The 15,528-nt window shown below is 66.1% G+C and carries 14 protein-coding genes; 9 read left to right on the top strand and 5 right to left on the bottom strand.

The window, feature by feature from the left end:
- Positions 1-72 precede the first annotated feature (72 nt).
- From AR539_RS16860 to AR539_RS16835, 6 genes are all read left to right on the top strand, one after another.
- Positions 73-816, top strand: a complete 744-nt coding sequence (locus tag AR539_RS16860; RefSeq protein ID WP_066439436.1) for an IclR family transcriptional regulator — start codon at positions 73-75, stop codon at positions 814-816.
- Between the two features lie 168 nt (positions 817-984).
- Positions 985-2,082, top strand: coding sequence for a zinc-binding dehydrogenase (locus tag AR539_RS16855; protein WP_066439433.1), 1,098 nt, complete (start codon positions 985-987; stop codon positions 2,080-2,082).
- Positions 2,083-2,147: 65 nt separating this feature from the next.
- Positions 2,148-3,458: an MFS transporter gene (locus tag AR539_RS16850; protein ID WP_231728642.1), complete on the top strand. Its 1,311-nt coding sequence runs from the start codon at positions 2,148-2,150 to the stop codon at positions 3,456-3,458.
- Between the two features lie 108 nt (positions 3,459-3,566).
- Complete coding sequence (locus AR539_RS16845; protein ID WP_066439429.1) at positions 3,567-4,352, top strand: HpcH/HpaI aldolase family protein; 786 nt, start codon at positions 3,567-3,569, stop codon at positions 4,350-4,352.
- Between the two features lie 99 nt (positions 4,353-4,451).
- Positions 4,452-5,912: an aldehyde dehydrogenase (NADP(+)) gene (locus tag AR539_RS16840; RefSeq protein ID WP_066439428.1), complete on the top strand. Its 1,461-nt coding sequence runs from the start codon at positions 4,452-4,454 to the stop codon at positions 5,910-5,912.
- A gap of 167 nt (positions 5,913-6,079) precedes the next feature.
- Positions 6,080-6,556 carry a GNAT family N-acetyltransferase gene (locus tag AR539_RS16835; protein WP_066439427.1) on the top strand — a complete coding sequence of 159 codons (477 nt, stop codon included), beginning with the start codon at positions 6,080-6,082 and terminating at the stop codon, positions 6,554-6,556.
- Between the two features lie 40 nt (positions 6,557-6,596).
- On the opposite strand, the gene AR539_RS16830 is transcribed toward AR539_RS16835, so the two are convergent.
- A complete protein-coding gene (locus tag AR539_RS16830; protein ID WP_066439425.1) occupies positions 6,597-8,471 on the bottom strand; it encodes a Na+/H+ antiporter in 1,875 nt (624 codons plus the stop codon).
- A 226-nt stretch (positions 8,472-8,697) separates the two neighbouring features.
- On the opposite strand from AR539_RS16830, the gene AR539_RS16825 reads away from it, so the two are divergent.
- Positions 8,698-9,555 carry a phosphatidylinositol-specific phospholipase C/glycerophosphodiester phosphodiesterase family protein gene (locus tag AR539_RS16825; protein ID WP_066439423.1) on the top strand — a complete coding sequence of 286 codons (858 nt, stop codon included), beginning with the start codon at positions 8,698-8,700 and terminating at the stop codon, positions 9,553-9,555.
- Positions 9,556-9,599: 44 nt separating this feature from the next.
- Positions 9,600-10,676, top strand: coding sequence for a metallophosphoesterase (locus AR539_RS16820; RefSeq protein WP_066439421.1), 1,077 nt, complete (start codon positions 9,600-9,602; stop codon positions 10,674-10,676).
- A 10-nt stretch (positions 10,677-10,686) separates the two neighbouring features.
- Here AR539_RS16820 and AR539_RS16815 read toward each other — a convergent pair whose 3' ends face one another.
- Positions 10,687-10,947, bottom strand: coding sequence for a hypothetical protein (locus tag AR539_RS16815; protein WP_066439419.1), 261 nt, complete (start codon positions 10,945-10,947; stop codon positions 10,687-10,689).
- A 154-nt stretch (positions 10,948-11,101) separates the two neighbouring features.
- The gene (locus tag AR539_RS16810; protein ID WP_066439417.1) at positions 11,102-12,523 is read right to left on the bottom strand and encodes an FAD-binding oxidoreductase; all 1,422 of its coding nucleotides are present in this window, start codon (positions 12,521-12,523) and stop codon (positions 11,102-11,104) included.
- 355 nt (positions 12,524-12,878) lie between these two features.
- On the opposite strand from AR539_RS16810, the gene AR539_RS16805 reads away from it, so the two are divergent.
- On the top strand, positions 12,879-13,700 hold the full coding sequence (locus AR539_RS16805; RefSeq protein ID WP_066439415.1) for an alpha/beta fold hydrolase: 822 nt from the start codon (positions 12,879-12,881) through the stop codon (positions 13,698-13,700).
- A 52-nt stretch (positions 13,701-13,752) separates the two neighbouring features.
- Here the strand turns inward: AR539_RS16805 and AR539_RS16800 are convergent, their stop codons facing one another.
- Complete coding sequence (locus AR539_RS16800; RefSeq protein ID WP_066439413.1) at positions 13,753-15,147, bottom strand: MFS transporter; 1,395 nt, start codon at positions 15,145-15,147, stop codon at positions 13,753-13,755.
- A 46-nt stretch (positions 15,148-15,193) separates the two neighbouring features.
- Positions 15,194-15,517 carry a hypothetical protein gene (locus AR539_RS16795; RefSeq protein ID WP_066439412.1) on the bottom strand — a complete coding sequence of 108 codons (324 nt, stop codon included), beginning with the start codon at positions 15,515-15,517 and terminating at the stop codon, positions 15,194-15,196.
- Positions 15,518-15,528 lie beyond the last annotated feature (11 nt).

The raw sequence follows: 15,528 nt of genomic DNA, 5'->3' as shown, positions 1-15,528 counted from the left end.
GGAGTTGAAACTGAGAGGCGGTTCTCCCATACTTCAGGGATGCGTCTTACTGAGCGAGACAACCAATCTTCAATGATCGCCCGGATTTCGGCCGTCGTTGGCGCCTTTCGGCCCGAGGAACCAGAGCTTTCCGCTTCCGAAATAGCCCGGCGGGTGGGCCTGCCGAAGGCGTCCATCGCGCGCATCGTCCGGGATCTGGCGGACTTCGATTTTCTAGAGCGGACCCCGGGCGGATACCGGGTCGGCATCAAGTGCTTCGAACTCGGCCAGTTGGCGCAAAAGCCCAAGGACCTTCGCCGGATGGCGCTGGCTACCATGGCCGATCTACGCCAGGCCACCGGGCTGACCGTCCAATTGGGGGTCCTCGACGGGTCGGACGTCGTGTACATCGAAATCCTCCGCGGAAAGCATGCCGATCTGGTGATTCCCTCAAGGGTCGGAGGAAGGGTAGCTTCATATGCCACGGCTGGAGGCAAGGCTCTCCTGGCATTCTCTGGCGACACGGTCCTTGAGCGGGCCCTCGCTGGTGGCGTGCGGAAGATCGGCCCCAACACGGTAGCAACAGAAGATGCGCTGCGCGCCGAACTGGCAACGGTGCGTGACCAAGGAATCGCCTATGAGCACGAAGAGTCCAGCGCCGGGCTGGCTTGCGCCGCGAGCCCGTTGCTGCGGGCAGACTCATCACCCATCGCCGCAATTTCCATCACTGCACCCGTGGGGACGATCGACATGAGGTTGGTTGGCCCCGCCGTCCAGGCGGCCACGCTGGGTTTGAACCGGCAGCTGCGAGCCAGCACTTTCCTCGGCCAGCTCTGACGGAAGGAAGGCCGTCCCGCGGGCGTGCGGGAGCCTGATGGGGCGTCTCTGTGAGCGAGACGGTCTTTTGACGCTCCGGGGTCGGGCCGCCCATAGTTTCGGGGACAGCCCGGAATGACGCGGATCACAACCTTCGTCCTGACGGGTTCAGACTATGAAGGAGTAACGGTGAAAGCTGCCGTCATGCATGCGCCCAATGAGCCGCTGAACGTGGTGGATCTTGCCCTCGACGCCCCGGGTCCCGGCGAGGTCCGGGTGAGGATCGAGGCGGCCGGTGTGTGCCACAGCGATGTGCATTACACGAACGGAGACCTCGGCTGCCGGACGCCGATCGTACTTGGCCACGAAGGCGCCGGCATCGTCGAAGAAATTGGCCCGGGCGTCAGTTCCGTCCGGCCGGGGGACAAAGTGGTTCTGACTTGGCGCCCGCGTTGTGGGCAGTGCGAGTTTTGTTCCAGCGGCAAACCGGCGCTCTGCGTTCAAGGCCGGGTGCACGGGGAGTCCAATGGGCTACTTCGAGGAGGCACCCGGCTCTCGCTCGACGATGAGCCGGTGCACCATCTGATGGGTGTCTCCTGCTTCGCCGAGGCATGCGTGGTATCGCAGGAATCAATAATCAAGATTCCCAATGACATCCCCTCGGAGATAGCGGCCATCGTCGGCTGCGCGGTCATCACGGGCATGGGTGTTGTCCTGAACCGGATGACGGGCGCCGCGGGCCAGGGAGTGCTGGTCATCGGTGCCGGGGGAGTCGGGCTTTCTGCCGTGATCGGCGCGGAACTCGTGGGCGCCTCGCCCATCATCGTGGCCGATATCGCGGACGACAAGCTCGATAAAGCCTTGGAACTCGGCGCTACTCACGTGATCAATTCCAGCACGGAAGATCTCGTAGCAGCGGTGAAGGCGATTACCGGCGACGGCGTCCAGTGGGTCATCGAAGCCATCGGGAAACAGGCCACCATCCAGCAGGCCATGGCCAGTTTGCGCACCGGGGGAACCACATTCGCCGTCGGGCTGGGTAATCCCAACGATGTGGTCAACGTCCCGCTCAACAACCTGGTGCAGTCCGAAAAGTCGTTGCAGGGCAGCCTGTACGGCTCGTCCAACACCGGGGTGCAGGTTCCGCAAATTCTAGAGCTATACCGCTCAGGAAGACTCCCGCTGGACAAGCTCCTTGGCGACACCTACCGGCTGGATCAAGTACAGGAAGCCCTCGCTGACCTCACTTCGGGGTCCGTCGGCCGCTCTGTCATCGTTCCGAACTAGCCGGTGTCTTCAACTGGCGGCTCTCTTTTTGATATTCAACAGTGGCGTTGGAATAGGAAATCATCTTGGAAACTCAAACAAAACTAGCACCTGCCCTAACCGTAACGAAGAAGGACAGGAGCAGGGCCCTGTGGGGCAGTGCGGTCGGCAGCACGATCGAATGGTACGACTATTTCCTGTACGGAACCATGTCCGGCATAGTCTTCGGCCCGCTGTTCTTTCCGTCAGAAGACGGCACGGTCAGCCAGCTTCTCTCGCTCGCAACCTTCGCCCTCGCCTTCCTGGTCCGCCCGCTCGGCGGGGTGATCTTCAGCCACATCGGTGACCGCATCGGGCGCAAGCAGACGCTCGTCGTCACGCTTACCCTCATGGGCGTTGCCACGGTTGCCATGGGTCTGCTGCCGACATACGCTGCCATCGGAGTGTGGGCGCCCATCCTTCTGACTGTCCTGCGCCTGATGCAGGGGCTCGCACTGGGCGGTGAATGGGGCGGGGGCCTGCTTCTGGCGGTTGAATACTCTCCCAAGGAAAGGCGCGGATTCTACGGCGCCGTTCCCCAGACTGGCGCTCTCCTTGGCCTGGCATTGGGCAACATCGCGACCGTTTTTGCAGACAGCATCTTCCCGCAAGAGCAGTTCCTGACTTTCGGCTGGCGCATCCCGTTCCTTCTGTCCGCTGTCCTGCTCGGTGTCGGCCTTTGGATCCGCCACCGCGTCGACGAGACGCCGTCGTTCCGCAAGGTCAAGGCAGAGGGCAGCGAGAAGCGCGTCCCCCTCATCGAGACGCTCCGGCACCACTGGCGGGCAGTTCTAATTGCCATGGGGGCCAAGGTTGTCGAGACCTCCACATTCTTCATCTTCGCCACCTTCACGGTTTCCTACGCCGTGTCGCTCGGATATGAGCGCAGCCAAGTCCTCACCACACTCCTCGTCACGGCGGTGCTCGGAGTTCCGTCGATGCTGGCCGCTGGTGCACTGTCCGACCGGATAGGCCGCAAGAAGGTGTTCCTCGCGGGGACCGTGGCCGTAATGGTGTTCATCCTGCCCTACCTCTGGCTGATCAATCAGCAGTCAGTCCTGCACTTGGCCATCGCATGCTTCTTCGGGTTCACGATTATTTGGCCCACCTATGGTGCACTTCTCGGGACGCTGATCGCTGAGAGCTTCACGCCGGACGTGCGGTACACCGGAGCCTCCCTCGGCTACCAGTTCGGCGCAACCATCGCCGGTGGCCCGGCCCCTCTGATCGCCACTGCCCTCATGGCCGCCTACAGCGGGAGTTTTGTTCCGGTGGGAATCTTCGTGATCGTCTGCGGCTGCGTCTCGCTTGTGGCAGTTTCGTTCTCAAAGGACCGGCACAACCAGGAACTGGACTAGCCCCTTCCGGGGCGGAGCCGTTGAGGGCTCCGCCCCGGATCCGCACCACTACCCACCCAATCGGCAACTGGCGACACCAGCACCGGCGCCCGGAGAAGAGCAGATCCTGTGACAGCAACCACCCACCCAGCAGCCGAGGTAATCAGGCGTGCCAAGGACAAACAGCCGACCTTCGGATTCTGGTCCGTCCTGGATGCGCCGGCGTCCAACGAACGGATCGCTCGGCTCGGATACGACTACGTGTGCCTGGACGCCCAGCACGGCCTGCTTGGATATGCAGGCATTCTGCAGAATCTGATGGCCATCGACGCCGGCCACGGGGCTGCCGGGGTCGTTCGGGTGGGGGCGAACGACGCAGCCGCCATTGGCCGGGCACTGGATGCCGGCGCCCGTGGAATTATCGTCCCGCTGGTCAACAATGCAGCGGAGGCCAGGGCCGCCGTCGCGGCAGCCCGCTACCCCCGTGCGGCCGGAACCGGGCAGCGCTCCTACGGCCCGATGCGGTCCGGGCTTCGGATTGGTCCGACGCCAGCCGAGGCGGACGAGGCCGTGCTCGTGCTCGTGATGGTGGAAACGGCAGAGGCACTCGCCAACCTCGACGACATCTGCGCAGTGGAAGACCTGGACGGCATTTACGTGGGACCCTACGATCTTTCGCTGGGACTCGGCGGAAAGTACCCACTCGACCCCGACGTCCAGGACTCGCTGGAGGACCGGCTGAAGCGCGCTCTCACTGCCGCCGAGGCTGCCGGGAAAATCGCCGGAATCCACACCCTGGATGCGGCCACCGCCCGGAGTCGTGCGCAGCAGGGCTTCACCTTCGTCACCGTCGCCACCGACCTCGTGGAACTGGAAAACGCCGCCGCCAGCCAGCTGGCCGAGGCGAAGGCCTAACCGCCCACCGGAAGAACGCCACCACGCACGAACCGGGCCCTGCGTGGCCACGCAACCAGATGACCTGCTGAATCAAGATCCTGAATTGGAGCCATACCCATGACCTTCCCGCAAACTAGACCGGAAGAACTCGAAAAGATCCTGGCCTCATCGGCCGCGGCCTCGGATGAATGGGCCGCGACGTCGCCCTCTGGCCGCGCGAAGGCACTGTCGGCAGTCGCCGATGCCTTGGACGAGGCCGCCCCGGACCTGATCCCGATCGCTCAGCGCGAGACCCACCTGGCAGAAGTACGGCTCCAGTCCGAGTTGAAGCGGACCACGTTCCAGTTGAGGCTCTTCGCAGAAGTCCTCGACGAGGGTTCCTACCTCGACGCGCGGATCGACCCTGCCGACGCGCAGTGGCCCATGGGCGCCCCGCGCCCCGATCTGCGGCGCGTTTTCATACCGCTGGGCCCCGTGGTTGTCTTCGCAGCGAGCAATTTTCCCTTCGCTTTCAGCACCGCGGGCGGAGACACCGCATCGGCCCTGGCAGCCGGGTGCTCAGTGGTCCTCAAGGTTCATTCCGGTCACCCTGACCTGTCGGAAGCCACCGGCCGGGTCATCACCGGCGCCCTAGCAGCGGCCGGTGCACCCTCCGGCCTCTTTTCCCTGGTTTTCGGAACGGACGCCGGCAGGAGCGCCCTCACCGATGCGCGCGTGAAGGCAGGGTCATTCACCGGGTCGATTTCCGCCGGCCGGGCGCTGCTGGACCTGGCCAACTCCCGTCCGGAGCCCATCCCGTTTTTCGCCGAGATGGGCAGCGTCAACCCCGTCTTCGTCACGCGCTCCGCTGCGGCGAACCGAGGGGAGGAGATAGCCCAGGGGTTCATCGGCTCGGTCGCGTCCAGTGCCGGCCAGCTCTGCACGAAGCCAGGCGTGTTGCTGGTGCCCGAGGACTCCGGAATTTTGGCTCACCTCAGCTCGCAGTCCTTGCCGGCTCCGGGCCCGCTCCTCAATGAACGCATCTTGACGGGCTTCATGGAGTCCCTCAAGCAAATGACGAACCACCCAGGCGTGAAAGTCCTCACTGAAGCGGCCGGTACAGCCGACCAACTGCCCACGTCCGCAATTCTCGCTACAACTGTCGAGGATCTCCTCCAGGACCCTGACACGCTGCTGGCCGAGTGCTTTGGCCCCGCATCCCTCGTGGTCACCTACCAGGATGAGGCTCAGCTCACCGCTGTGGCCCGTGTCCTGGAAGGGCAGCTGACGGCGACTGTTCACGGCGAGGCGGACGACGACGTGCAGGACCTAGTGCAGCACCTGGCCAAACGCGCTGGACGCCTGCTGTGGAACCAGTGGCCTACCGGCGTATCCGTCACCTACGCTCAGCAGCATGGCGGCCCGTACCCGGCGACCTCGGCTTCCCACAGTACGTCCGTGGGGACCGCCGCCATCACGCGTTTCCTCCGCCCGGTGGCATACCAGGGGTTCCCCCAGAACCTGCTGCCGGAGGCCATCCAAGACAAGAACTTGCTGGGCGTTCCCCATCGAATCAACGGCAGACTCGACGTGGGATAGTCAGTTCCACCGCTGCGGAAGTTCGCTTAAGAGCATCCGTATCCAGAACGGGGTAGGCGCCGGCGCAGTTTTCGTCGTGGGCGCCGTCCGCGCGGCATAACACCCCGAATGACCCTGGCCGTAGGTAAGGGGTGGACGCCGCGTTGCCGACTCCTCATGATGAAGCCATGACTTCCGGCGATCCTGCGGGCCACGGGCCGCGGCGGGCGACGGCGGACGACGCCGCCGTCGTCGCCCGGTTGCTTCATGATTTCAACACTGAGTTCTCGACGCCGACTCCCGGCGTTGGGGAGCTTCAAGCACGGTTGACCCAGCTCCTGGCGGGGGACGACGTAGTGGTCCTGCTGACCGGCGAGCCGGCGAGCGGGCTTGCGGTGCTGAGTTTCCGGCCCAACGTCTGGTACCAGGGGCCGGTCGCGATCCTCGACGAGCTTTACGTCCGCCCGGAGCTCCGCGGCCGCCGCCTCGGCAGTGCACTCCTGGACGCGGCCCTCGACCTGGTGCGCGGCCGGGGCGGTGAGCTCATGGAGATCAACGTGGACGGCGAGGACACCGACGCGCGCCGTTTCTACGAAGCACGCGGCTTCACCAACACCGAACCCAACCAGACGGATCCGATGCTTTACTACTATCGCGAGCTTTGAGAGGCAGGTCCTGGAAGGCTGGCTGAGGGAGCTACGGGCCTCAGCCCAGCAGGTCGTCCTGGTAGCACCAGCGCCAGTCCTCGCCCGGCTCGATACTCCGCATGACCGGGTGCCCGGTCGTTTCGAAGTGCCTGGAGGCATGGGTTCCGGTTGAGGAATCGCAGCACCCCACTTTGCCGCACGCCACGCACATCCGCAGGTGCACCGTCGTGGTGCCTTCCGTCCGGCAGCCCGCGCAGAAGGGGTCCACGGGGACCTCCGGAGACCGGGCCGACTCGAGGTGGGCGCATACCCCGCCCGGCCGCGCGATCCCTTCCCCGCCGCCCTCGCCGGAGGTGTCCACTTCGTCCAGCGCCAGGTCCAGCATGGATTCCTCAATATCCAGCTGGTCCAGTACTTCGCTGAGGACCTCGTGCGGGTACTCGCCGCCGCGCCTCATTTCCAGCACCTTGGCCCGTTCCGCTTCCAGCATGGCCAGCCGGAGCCGGGCGTAACGCGCGCTGGGAGTCGCTGTTTCCGCCGACGGGCGGCCGAGCCGTTCCCAGGCAGCGAGACCGCGCTCCTGGGTGCGCCGTTTCAGCATGGCCACCACCTCCGGTGGATCGTTCTCTGTCTGCAGTTCCTGCAGGCGGGCTACACCCGCGGCGGTGGCCAGCTGCACGAGCGAGGCCTGGTTCAGCGCGTCTTCGCGCGGGTCCGGGCCCTGGACTTTCAGGAACCGGACCAGCGCCGGAAGAGTGAACCCCTGCAGCGTCAGCGTGCCACCGACCACTACCAGGGCGGCGAGAATCAGGACCGAACGGTGCTCCAGATCCGCGGGCAGCACCAGCACGGCCGCCAAGGTGACCACTCCCCGCATCCCTGCCCAGGAGACAATCGCCGCGTACTGCCACGGAGGCGCCGGGTCCTTCCGCTGCACGGAGGGAATCAGGCGGGGCAGGTACGTTGCCGGGAAAACCCACACCGGCCGGAACACCAGCACCGCCAGCAGGATCAGAGCGCAGCCGGTCCAAATCCGCCCGGCACCCAGGGAATCGTCCTGGACGCCTTCGATGATGGTCCGCACCTGCAGCCCGATCAGCAGGAAGACCGAGTTTTCCAGTAGGAACTGCACCGTGTTCCAGTTGCTGCGCTGGCTCAGCCGGGCGGCGCCGTTGGGCATGGACGGCGCCTTGGTGCCCATCACCAATCCGGTAACGACGACGGCGAGGACGCCGGACGCGTGAATCGCCTCCGCGGGAAGGTAGGCAACGAGCGGCGCGACCAACGACGTCGAGGTGTTGATGGCGACGTTCCGGGTCCGCTTCCGGAGCTCGGTCAGCACGTACGCGGCTGCCATGCCCACCACCACCCCGCCCCCGGCCGCGAGCAGGAAGTCCGTGGCGATCCCCATCACGGACACCGACCCCGAGATGGCGGCGATGGAGGCCCGGAGGCAGATCAGGGCGGTGGCGTCGTTGACCAAGGATTCGCCCTCCAGAATGGTGACGATCCTGCGCGGCATCCCCACTTTCCTCGCGATGGCGGTCGCCGCGACGGCATCCGGCGGCGCCACAACCGCACCGAGGGCAATACAGGCAGCCAGGGGGATTTCCGGGAACAACCACCAGACCACAAAGCCCACGGCGAGTGTCCCGAAGATGACATAGCCCACCGACAGCAGTCCGATGGCGCGGAGGTTGGAGCTGAAATCGAAGAGCGATGTCCGCAGTGCCGCGGCGTACAGCAGAGGCGGCAGGAGTCCCACGAGGACCACCTCGGGGTTCAGCTCAATCACCGGGACGAAGGGGAGGAAGGAGCCGGCGACGCCGGCCAATACCAGCAGCAACGGAACGGATATGTTGAGTTTCCGGCCCAGCGCGCTGCCGGCGCAGACCACCGCGACGAAAACAAGGATTCCCAGCGCGATGTCCATTGGGACATTGTCTCAGCTGGAGGAAGAGGTGTCTGGGCCCGCGGGCCTTTTTCTGTGGCTTGCGGGTAAACCACGATGCCAATGCCAATGGTCCTCCCCGGTTCACCCGCCGGCCACCACCACGCCCTCCACCGTTCTCCCGCGACCAGCAGTCTTTTCACGCCCCCTTTTGCCCGGCGCCTTCCATGTGCCGGGCGGAGAATCCCCTGCACTCAAGGAGTACTCCGTGTTCGTGAAAAGCACGCTAGCCGCCTTCACCGTCTTGGCCTCCCTGGCCGGGACAGCAGCAGCCTCTGCCCCGGCGGAGGCAACCAAGCTGACTCCCGTCGTCGTCGGCCAGCCGCTCGCCCAGGCGCATGCGCACAACGACTATGAGCATGACCGCCCCCTGTTCGATGCGCTGGAGCATGGCTTCACCAGTGTGGAAGCGGACGTGTGGCTGGTGGACGGCGAGCTGCTGGTGGCCCACGACCGGGAGGATGCCCGGCCGGGCGTCACGCTCGAGAGCCTCTACCTCGACCCGCTCCAGGACCTGGTCCGCGGCCAAGGCCACAGCGTCTACCCGAAATGGGACGGCAGCCTGCAACTGCTCATCGACATCAAGAGCGACGGCGATTCCACCTACGCCGCCATCGAGCAGGAGCTGGCCGAGCACCGCGACATCATGAGCCGCTACAGCCACGGCACCACCAAGACCGGCCCGGTCACCGCGGTCATCAGCGGGAACCGCCCGCTCGCCACCATGCAGGCACAGGAGAAACGCTTCAGCTTCTACGATGGCCGCTCCGCAGACCTCACCTCCGGAAAGCCTGCCGGCCTGATGCCGCTGGTCAGCGACAACTGGACCAAGCTCTTCACCTGGCAGGGCGCGGGCCCCATGCCGGAGGCCGAGCGCGCCAAACTGCGCAACTACGTGGCCGAGGCGCACGCCAACGGCCACCGGGTCCGCTTCTGGGCCACCCCGGACATGCCCGGCATCGCGCGCGAAGCCGTCTGGAAAGAACTCTTCGACGCCGGCGTGGACCACATCAACACCGACCACCTCGCCGCGCTGCAGCAGTTCCTGACCGCCCGCGGCGCCTAACCGTGCACCTCAAGTCCCGGCCCGCTAAGACTAGGAATACCGGCATGCCTTCAAAGACCATCAAAACGACGACGGCGGCAGCCGTCCTGGCGCTCGGCCTCCTGGCAGCCCAGCCCGCCACCGCCGCCGACAACACCACGGGCGGCACCACGGGCGGCACCGCCGGCGGTGCCGCCGGCAACAAAGCGTTCACGTTCGGTGTGATCGGCGACATCCCGTACGGCGAGGCCGAAATCGCGAAGTTCCCCGCCCGCGTCCAGGACATCAACGCCGACAGCTCACTGAAGTTCGTCACCCACGTGGGAGACATCAAGAACGGATCGACGGTGTGCTCGGACGAGTACTTCGAGAACATCCGCGCACAGTTCGACACCCTCGAGCACCCGCTGGTCTACACCCCGGGCGACAACGAATGGGTGGACTGCCACCGCGCCAATAACGGCGCCTACAACCCGCTGGAACGGCTCGCCAAACTGCGGGAAGTCTTCTTCGACGACCCCGGAAAGACCTTGGGCGCCACCATGCCGGTCAAGACCCAGGCGGACCTCGGCCTGCCCGAAAACGCCCGCTTCACCCAGAGCCGGGTGGCGTTCTCCGTGCTGAACATCCAGGGCAGCAACAACTCGCTGCAGCCCTGGGCCGGCCTGGGCGAAACCTCAGCCACGCCCGAGCAGGCAGCCGAAGTGGAACACCGGACGGACGCAGTCCTGGCCCAGATCCGCGACACCTTCGCCGACGCCAAACGCCGCAACAACCGCGCCGTGGTCCTGATGACCCAGGCCGACATGTTCGACCCGTCCCTGCTCGCCGCCGCGGCCGCCAACCCGGGCACCGTGTCCGGCTTCCGCGACATCGTGCAGGCCATCGTCGAGGAAACCAACAGCTTCGATGCCCCGGTTTACCTCATCAACGGCGACAGCCACGTCTTCGCCGAGAACCAGCCGCTCGCGGAGGGATCACCCTGGCTGGACATCTACGGCGGGGGCGCCGCCGACGACCTGCAGCGCATCACCGTCGACGGATCAGCCAATGCCACCAACTACGTCAGGTTCACCGTCGCCGGCAACAGCGCCGACGGCGCGGACGTTCTGTCTTGGGAGAAGGTCCCCTTCAGCCAGTAGCGCTACGGGATTAGGGCTCCACGAGGACCAGAACGGTGTCCGGACGGACGCCGTCGTACTTCATCGCTTCGGCGGCCTCCTCGGACTCCATCATCCGCTGGAACGTTTCCATGTCGGGGACCTCGGCTATCAGCCCCACACGGTTGCTCTTGGCCGGGTCGACGAACGTCCGGACCGTCATGCCCAGCGGCCCCAGTATTTGTTCCCGTTTGGGTGAGCTGAGCCAGTGCTCAACATCGTCGACTTCGTGAAAGATCAATAAGGTTGGCATCGTTGCCTCTGCTTTCTGGGGTTGCGCCAGGAGCCGGGCTGGATAGGAGCCGCGTGGGACATCCTGATCTCGCTGAAGGTACCACGGCCCCGGATGCGGCGGTAGGAGCGATAATTCCAGGCCCCAGTGGCCGGCACCGCCAGCTTTAGTTGTCTCAGGTGGAGACGGGCACGATGTTGTGGTTGAGGCGGAACAGGTTGTCCGGGTCGAAGCGGTTCTTCAGCGCCACCAGCCGGTCATAGGTCTCCGGCCCGTAGGCCCGGCGTGCGGCCTCGACGGCGTCCTGGCCGGTTTCCGCGCCGAGGAAGTTGACGTATTCGCCGTGCTCGCCGAACGGCTGCATGAGGGCGTGGGCTTTCCGGGCGAAGGCGCTCAGCCGTTCGTCCTCCGCGGGGTCCTGCCAGAAGCCGTAGATGTTCAGCCAGTACTTGGCCGAGCGGTTGGGAAACGCTGTGGCCCGCTCCGGTACCCGCCCGAAGGCCCCTTCCATGTGGTGGACGTCGATCCCGGTCCCCATCCAGGTCACCTCAGAGGCGAATCCGACCAGGACGTCGACGGCGGCGTCGTCCAGCCGGGAGAACGACAGGTTCTTCCAGTACCCCCGCGAGCCTTTGGGAAACAGGCTGTCCATGGCGGACTGCCACTCCGGCCAGGCGGCGGGCGCGACTTCCTCCTCGTCCGGGGGCGCGGCGGTGCGAAGCTGCCCGATCAGCTCAAGCCCGGGCTGGTGGCCCTCCGAAGCCCAGGCGAAGCCGATGATCATCCACGGTTCGTCCCCCATCCCGAACTCGGGCGGGAGCACCAGGAAGGAGCTGATCGGGTTCATCTCCTCGGGCAGGTCCTGCGTCCACCGGCCGAACGCGCCCAGCGCACTCTTCCAGCGGGGCGGGCGGTAAAAGAAGTTCCCGCCCAGCACGGCTGCCGGCAGCGGCCGGGCGCGGAACGTGAAGGACGACACCACCCCGAAGTTCCCACCCCCGCCGCGCAGCCCCCAGAAAAGCTCGGGGTTCTCCTGTTCGCTGGCGTGCAGGTGCTCTCCGGTGGCGGTGACGACGTCGGCGGAGGCAAGGTTGTCCAGGCTCAGCCCGTTGGACCGGGTCAGCCAGCCCACCCCTCCGCCGAGGGTCAGTCCCGCGACGCCGGTGGCACTGATCACGCCCAGCGGCACGGCGAGGCCGTGCGCGGCGGTGGCCCGGTCGACGTCGGCCAGGGTGGCCCCGGGCCCGACCGTGACGAGCCGCTGCTCGACGTCGACCTCCACGCCGCGCAGCTGGCCCAGGTCCAGCACGAGGCCGCCGTCGACCGTGCCGTGGCCGGCAATGTTGTGCCCGCCACCGCGGACGGCGAGCGGCAGGCCGGTGTGCCGGGCGGTGTGCAGGACCGGATCGATGTCCCCTACGGCGCCGGCCCGGATGACGGCCCGAGGGCGCAGATCGATCATGCCGTTCCATACGGTCCGGGCCGCGTCGTACGCCGGGTCGTCGGGTTCGATCACCGCCCCTGCCAGGCGCCCGCGCAACTCTTCAAGGGCGCGGCCGACGTCGCTGCCCTGATCTTCCTGGTGCATGGTGCTCATTGATCTGCTGCTTCCGTGCCACGGGGTTCGCGCCCCTGGTTGGATACTGGGGGTCCAATAGTGGAATTGATCTCGCCGGAGTCGGCGCTGCAGGGTGATACTTCCAGCCGGCAGGGCACTGGAACGGTTCGCGGTGACCAAAGTATAGATTCGCCCGCGGCACCGGACAATGGTCCGCGGACACTGCCGGTGCTTGTCCCCACCGCTGGGCCGCCGGTCCTTTCAGCCCGCCCTAGGCACCCCGCACCCAGGCGAGTAGATTGCGAGTGGGCTGCCCGGCGGGGTTGCCGGTCGCGGTCCGCCGCCGGCGTTGCGGGACCGTTCAGCCGGCGGCCAACGAGACAGGAGGGTCGACATGGGGCGGCATGTAAAAGCCGGCGAACTGGAAATCTGGACGGAACAGGCCGGCGAGGGGCCGGATGTGCTGTTGATCGGCGGGCTGGGGGACACCGTGGAGTCCTGGCAGTTCCAGCTGGACGGGCTGGCGGAGCGCTACCGGATGACGGCGTTTGATAACCGGGGTGCCGGGCGCACGGCCATGCCGGAAGGCCAGCCCACCGTCGAAGCGATGGCGGACGACGCGGCCGGGGTGCTGCGCGGACTCGATATCTCCTCGGCACACGTTGCGGGGTTCTCCGGCGGCAGCATCATCGCGCAGGAACTCGCGCTCCGGCACCCGGAGCTGGTGCGGAGCCTGGTGCTGCAGAGCACGTGGTCCGCGATGGACCAGTACCTGAAGACGCTGGCCCGGTCCATCCACTGGCAGGCCGAGCTGGCACCGGACGAGCGCGCATTCCTGGAGTTCTTTTTCCTGCTCGTCTACACCCCGCGGGCACACAACAACGGAATGGTGGGCCAGATCATCGAGGGCGCTCTTGCCTTCCCGTATCAGCAGTCCACCGGGGATTTTCTGAGGTTCCTGGACGCGTTCATGGTCCACTCGACGGCAAGCCGACTGGGCCAGATCACCGCGCCCACCCTTGTCCTGGCCGGCGGGGTGGACCCGATGAGCCGGCCGGAACTCGGCGAGGACGTGGCGCGCCGCATCCCGGGTGCACAGTTCGAGGTGATGCCGGAGGAATCCCACCAGCCCTTCCAGGAGGTCCCGGACGAGTGGAATGCGCGCGTGGACCAGTTCTGGCAGGAGGCGGAGAGGCTGCACTCGGAGACTCGATGAAGCTGACCTGGTTGAAACCGCGGGCGCCGGCTGAGGGCCCACCCGTTCCGGCTCAGGCCGCGGGCGCCTTCCCCGGATCCTCGGCAGTTGTCCGCGCGTACGTCGCCGAGACGCGGCGGTAGACCGGGGTCAGGAAGGCCAGCAGGGCGGCGGCGAACATGATGATCCCGGCGGCCAGGAATACCAAGGCGATGCCGCGGGAGGTGCCCTCGCCCAGTAGCGGGGCCAGTTGGGAGGCGCCCTCTGGAGACCGGGCGTACGGGATGATCCAGAACTGGGCGATCGGCGCGATGAGGAACGCGGTGACCGGCGCCGCCGCCGACTCGAAGGCCATGGCGAATCCGAACACGCGGCCCTGCCGGTTCAGGGGCACCACCTGCTGGATGACCGTCTGCTCGGCGGCCTCGACAAAAGGCACCAGGACCAGGTAGAGCCAGATCCCGGCGATGTACAGCCATGCCCACTCGCGCAGCGTGAACACCGCACCCAGGGCGCCCATCAGGATTACCGCGATGAGCATGGTGCGCAGCGGATTGGAGCCGAGCCCGAACTTGCCGATCAATGCACCTCCCACGATGAATCCGGTGGCGCCCAGGGCGAAGTACGCTCCCCACAGTTCCACGGGGAACATTTCCAGGCCGTAGGGGTCCATCAGCGCCATGTAGACGCCGCCGATGAAGTTGTTGAACGTGGAGAACAGGATCAGCGCGAACAGCCCGGAAATGGCCAGCACCGCGGCGATCGAACCGCGCAGGTCGAAGCCGCCGTGCGCGTCCGTCGCTGCCGCGCGCACCTCCTCGGGCATGCGCAGCGTCAGCAGGTGCGCGAAGGCCAGCGCCGTGAGCGCCAGGGCCACCGCGATCGTCCAGCCCATGCCGAGCACCCCGACCGAGAGCCCCGAGAGCAGCGAGGTGACAATAAACATCAGGCCCTGCACCATTCCCACCAGCCCGTTGGCGTTGGCCCGCCGGTCCGGTTCGATAAGGATGGTGACCGTGGTGGAAAGGGCAATGTTGCGCATGTTTTCCACCACCGCGCCAACCAGGATGATCAGGGTGAAGATCCAGAACCAGGGCCGGGCAAGGTCCAGCAGCAGTGCAGACGGCGTCAGAAGGAACATAACCCCGGACAGCACGAACATCATCAGGGTAAAGGCGGCAGCGAAGCGCATCACCGCCAGCTTGCGGTAGCGGTCCACAAAGGTGCCGAAGCTGATGCTGGACAGCGCGATCAGGAGCATGTAGACACCGCCCACCACCCCGGTAGCGATCACGTTCCGCGTCTCCAGATAGACCCAGAAGGTCAGCGCGAACCAGAGGTAGCTGGTGGTGATGTTGGCAAGGGCCGTGTTCACCAGAATCCCGGCGAAAGTGCGGGACCGCTGTTCCGGACTGCGCCGCGAGGTGTCGACGGCGGTCCCGGACCGGCCCGGTTCCTGCTCGGTCATGCGTCCCAGTGTAATGACTGCAGGCCGTCCCGTCAGTGCCCGGGCCCTACGTGCTGAGGCTCCAATGAACGCGGATGGCCTCGGCGATCCGGGCCTCGGCGACGTCCACCCGGAACGCGACCGGCGCGGTCCCTGTTTCCTCGATGACCGCGTCCCGGTACACGCGGCCGCACGCGGGGCACAGGGTATGCAGGTCCTCATCGGCCGGCCAGGGGGCCAGTCCGGCCGGGACGGGGGTGTCCTCTCCGTTGTGCACAGGGATGCCCTCTGAGTTGCACTGGATCAGACCGTCTTTGCTGACGGTGTTGCCGCACACGCAGGTGATGGTGGTGACGTCATGGTCGACGACGTCGGCGGTTTCAGTGTCCATGAAAGGCTCCC

The organism is Arthrobacter sp. EPSL27 (assembly GCF_001512305.1).
Classification (GTDB): domain Bacteria; phylum Actinomycetota; class Actinomycetes; order Actinomycetales; family Micrococcaceae; genus Arthrobacter.
The sequence above is the reverse complement of the archived record's forward strand: the minus strand, read 5'-3'. Positions and strand labels throughout refer to the sequence as shown.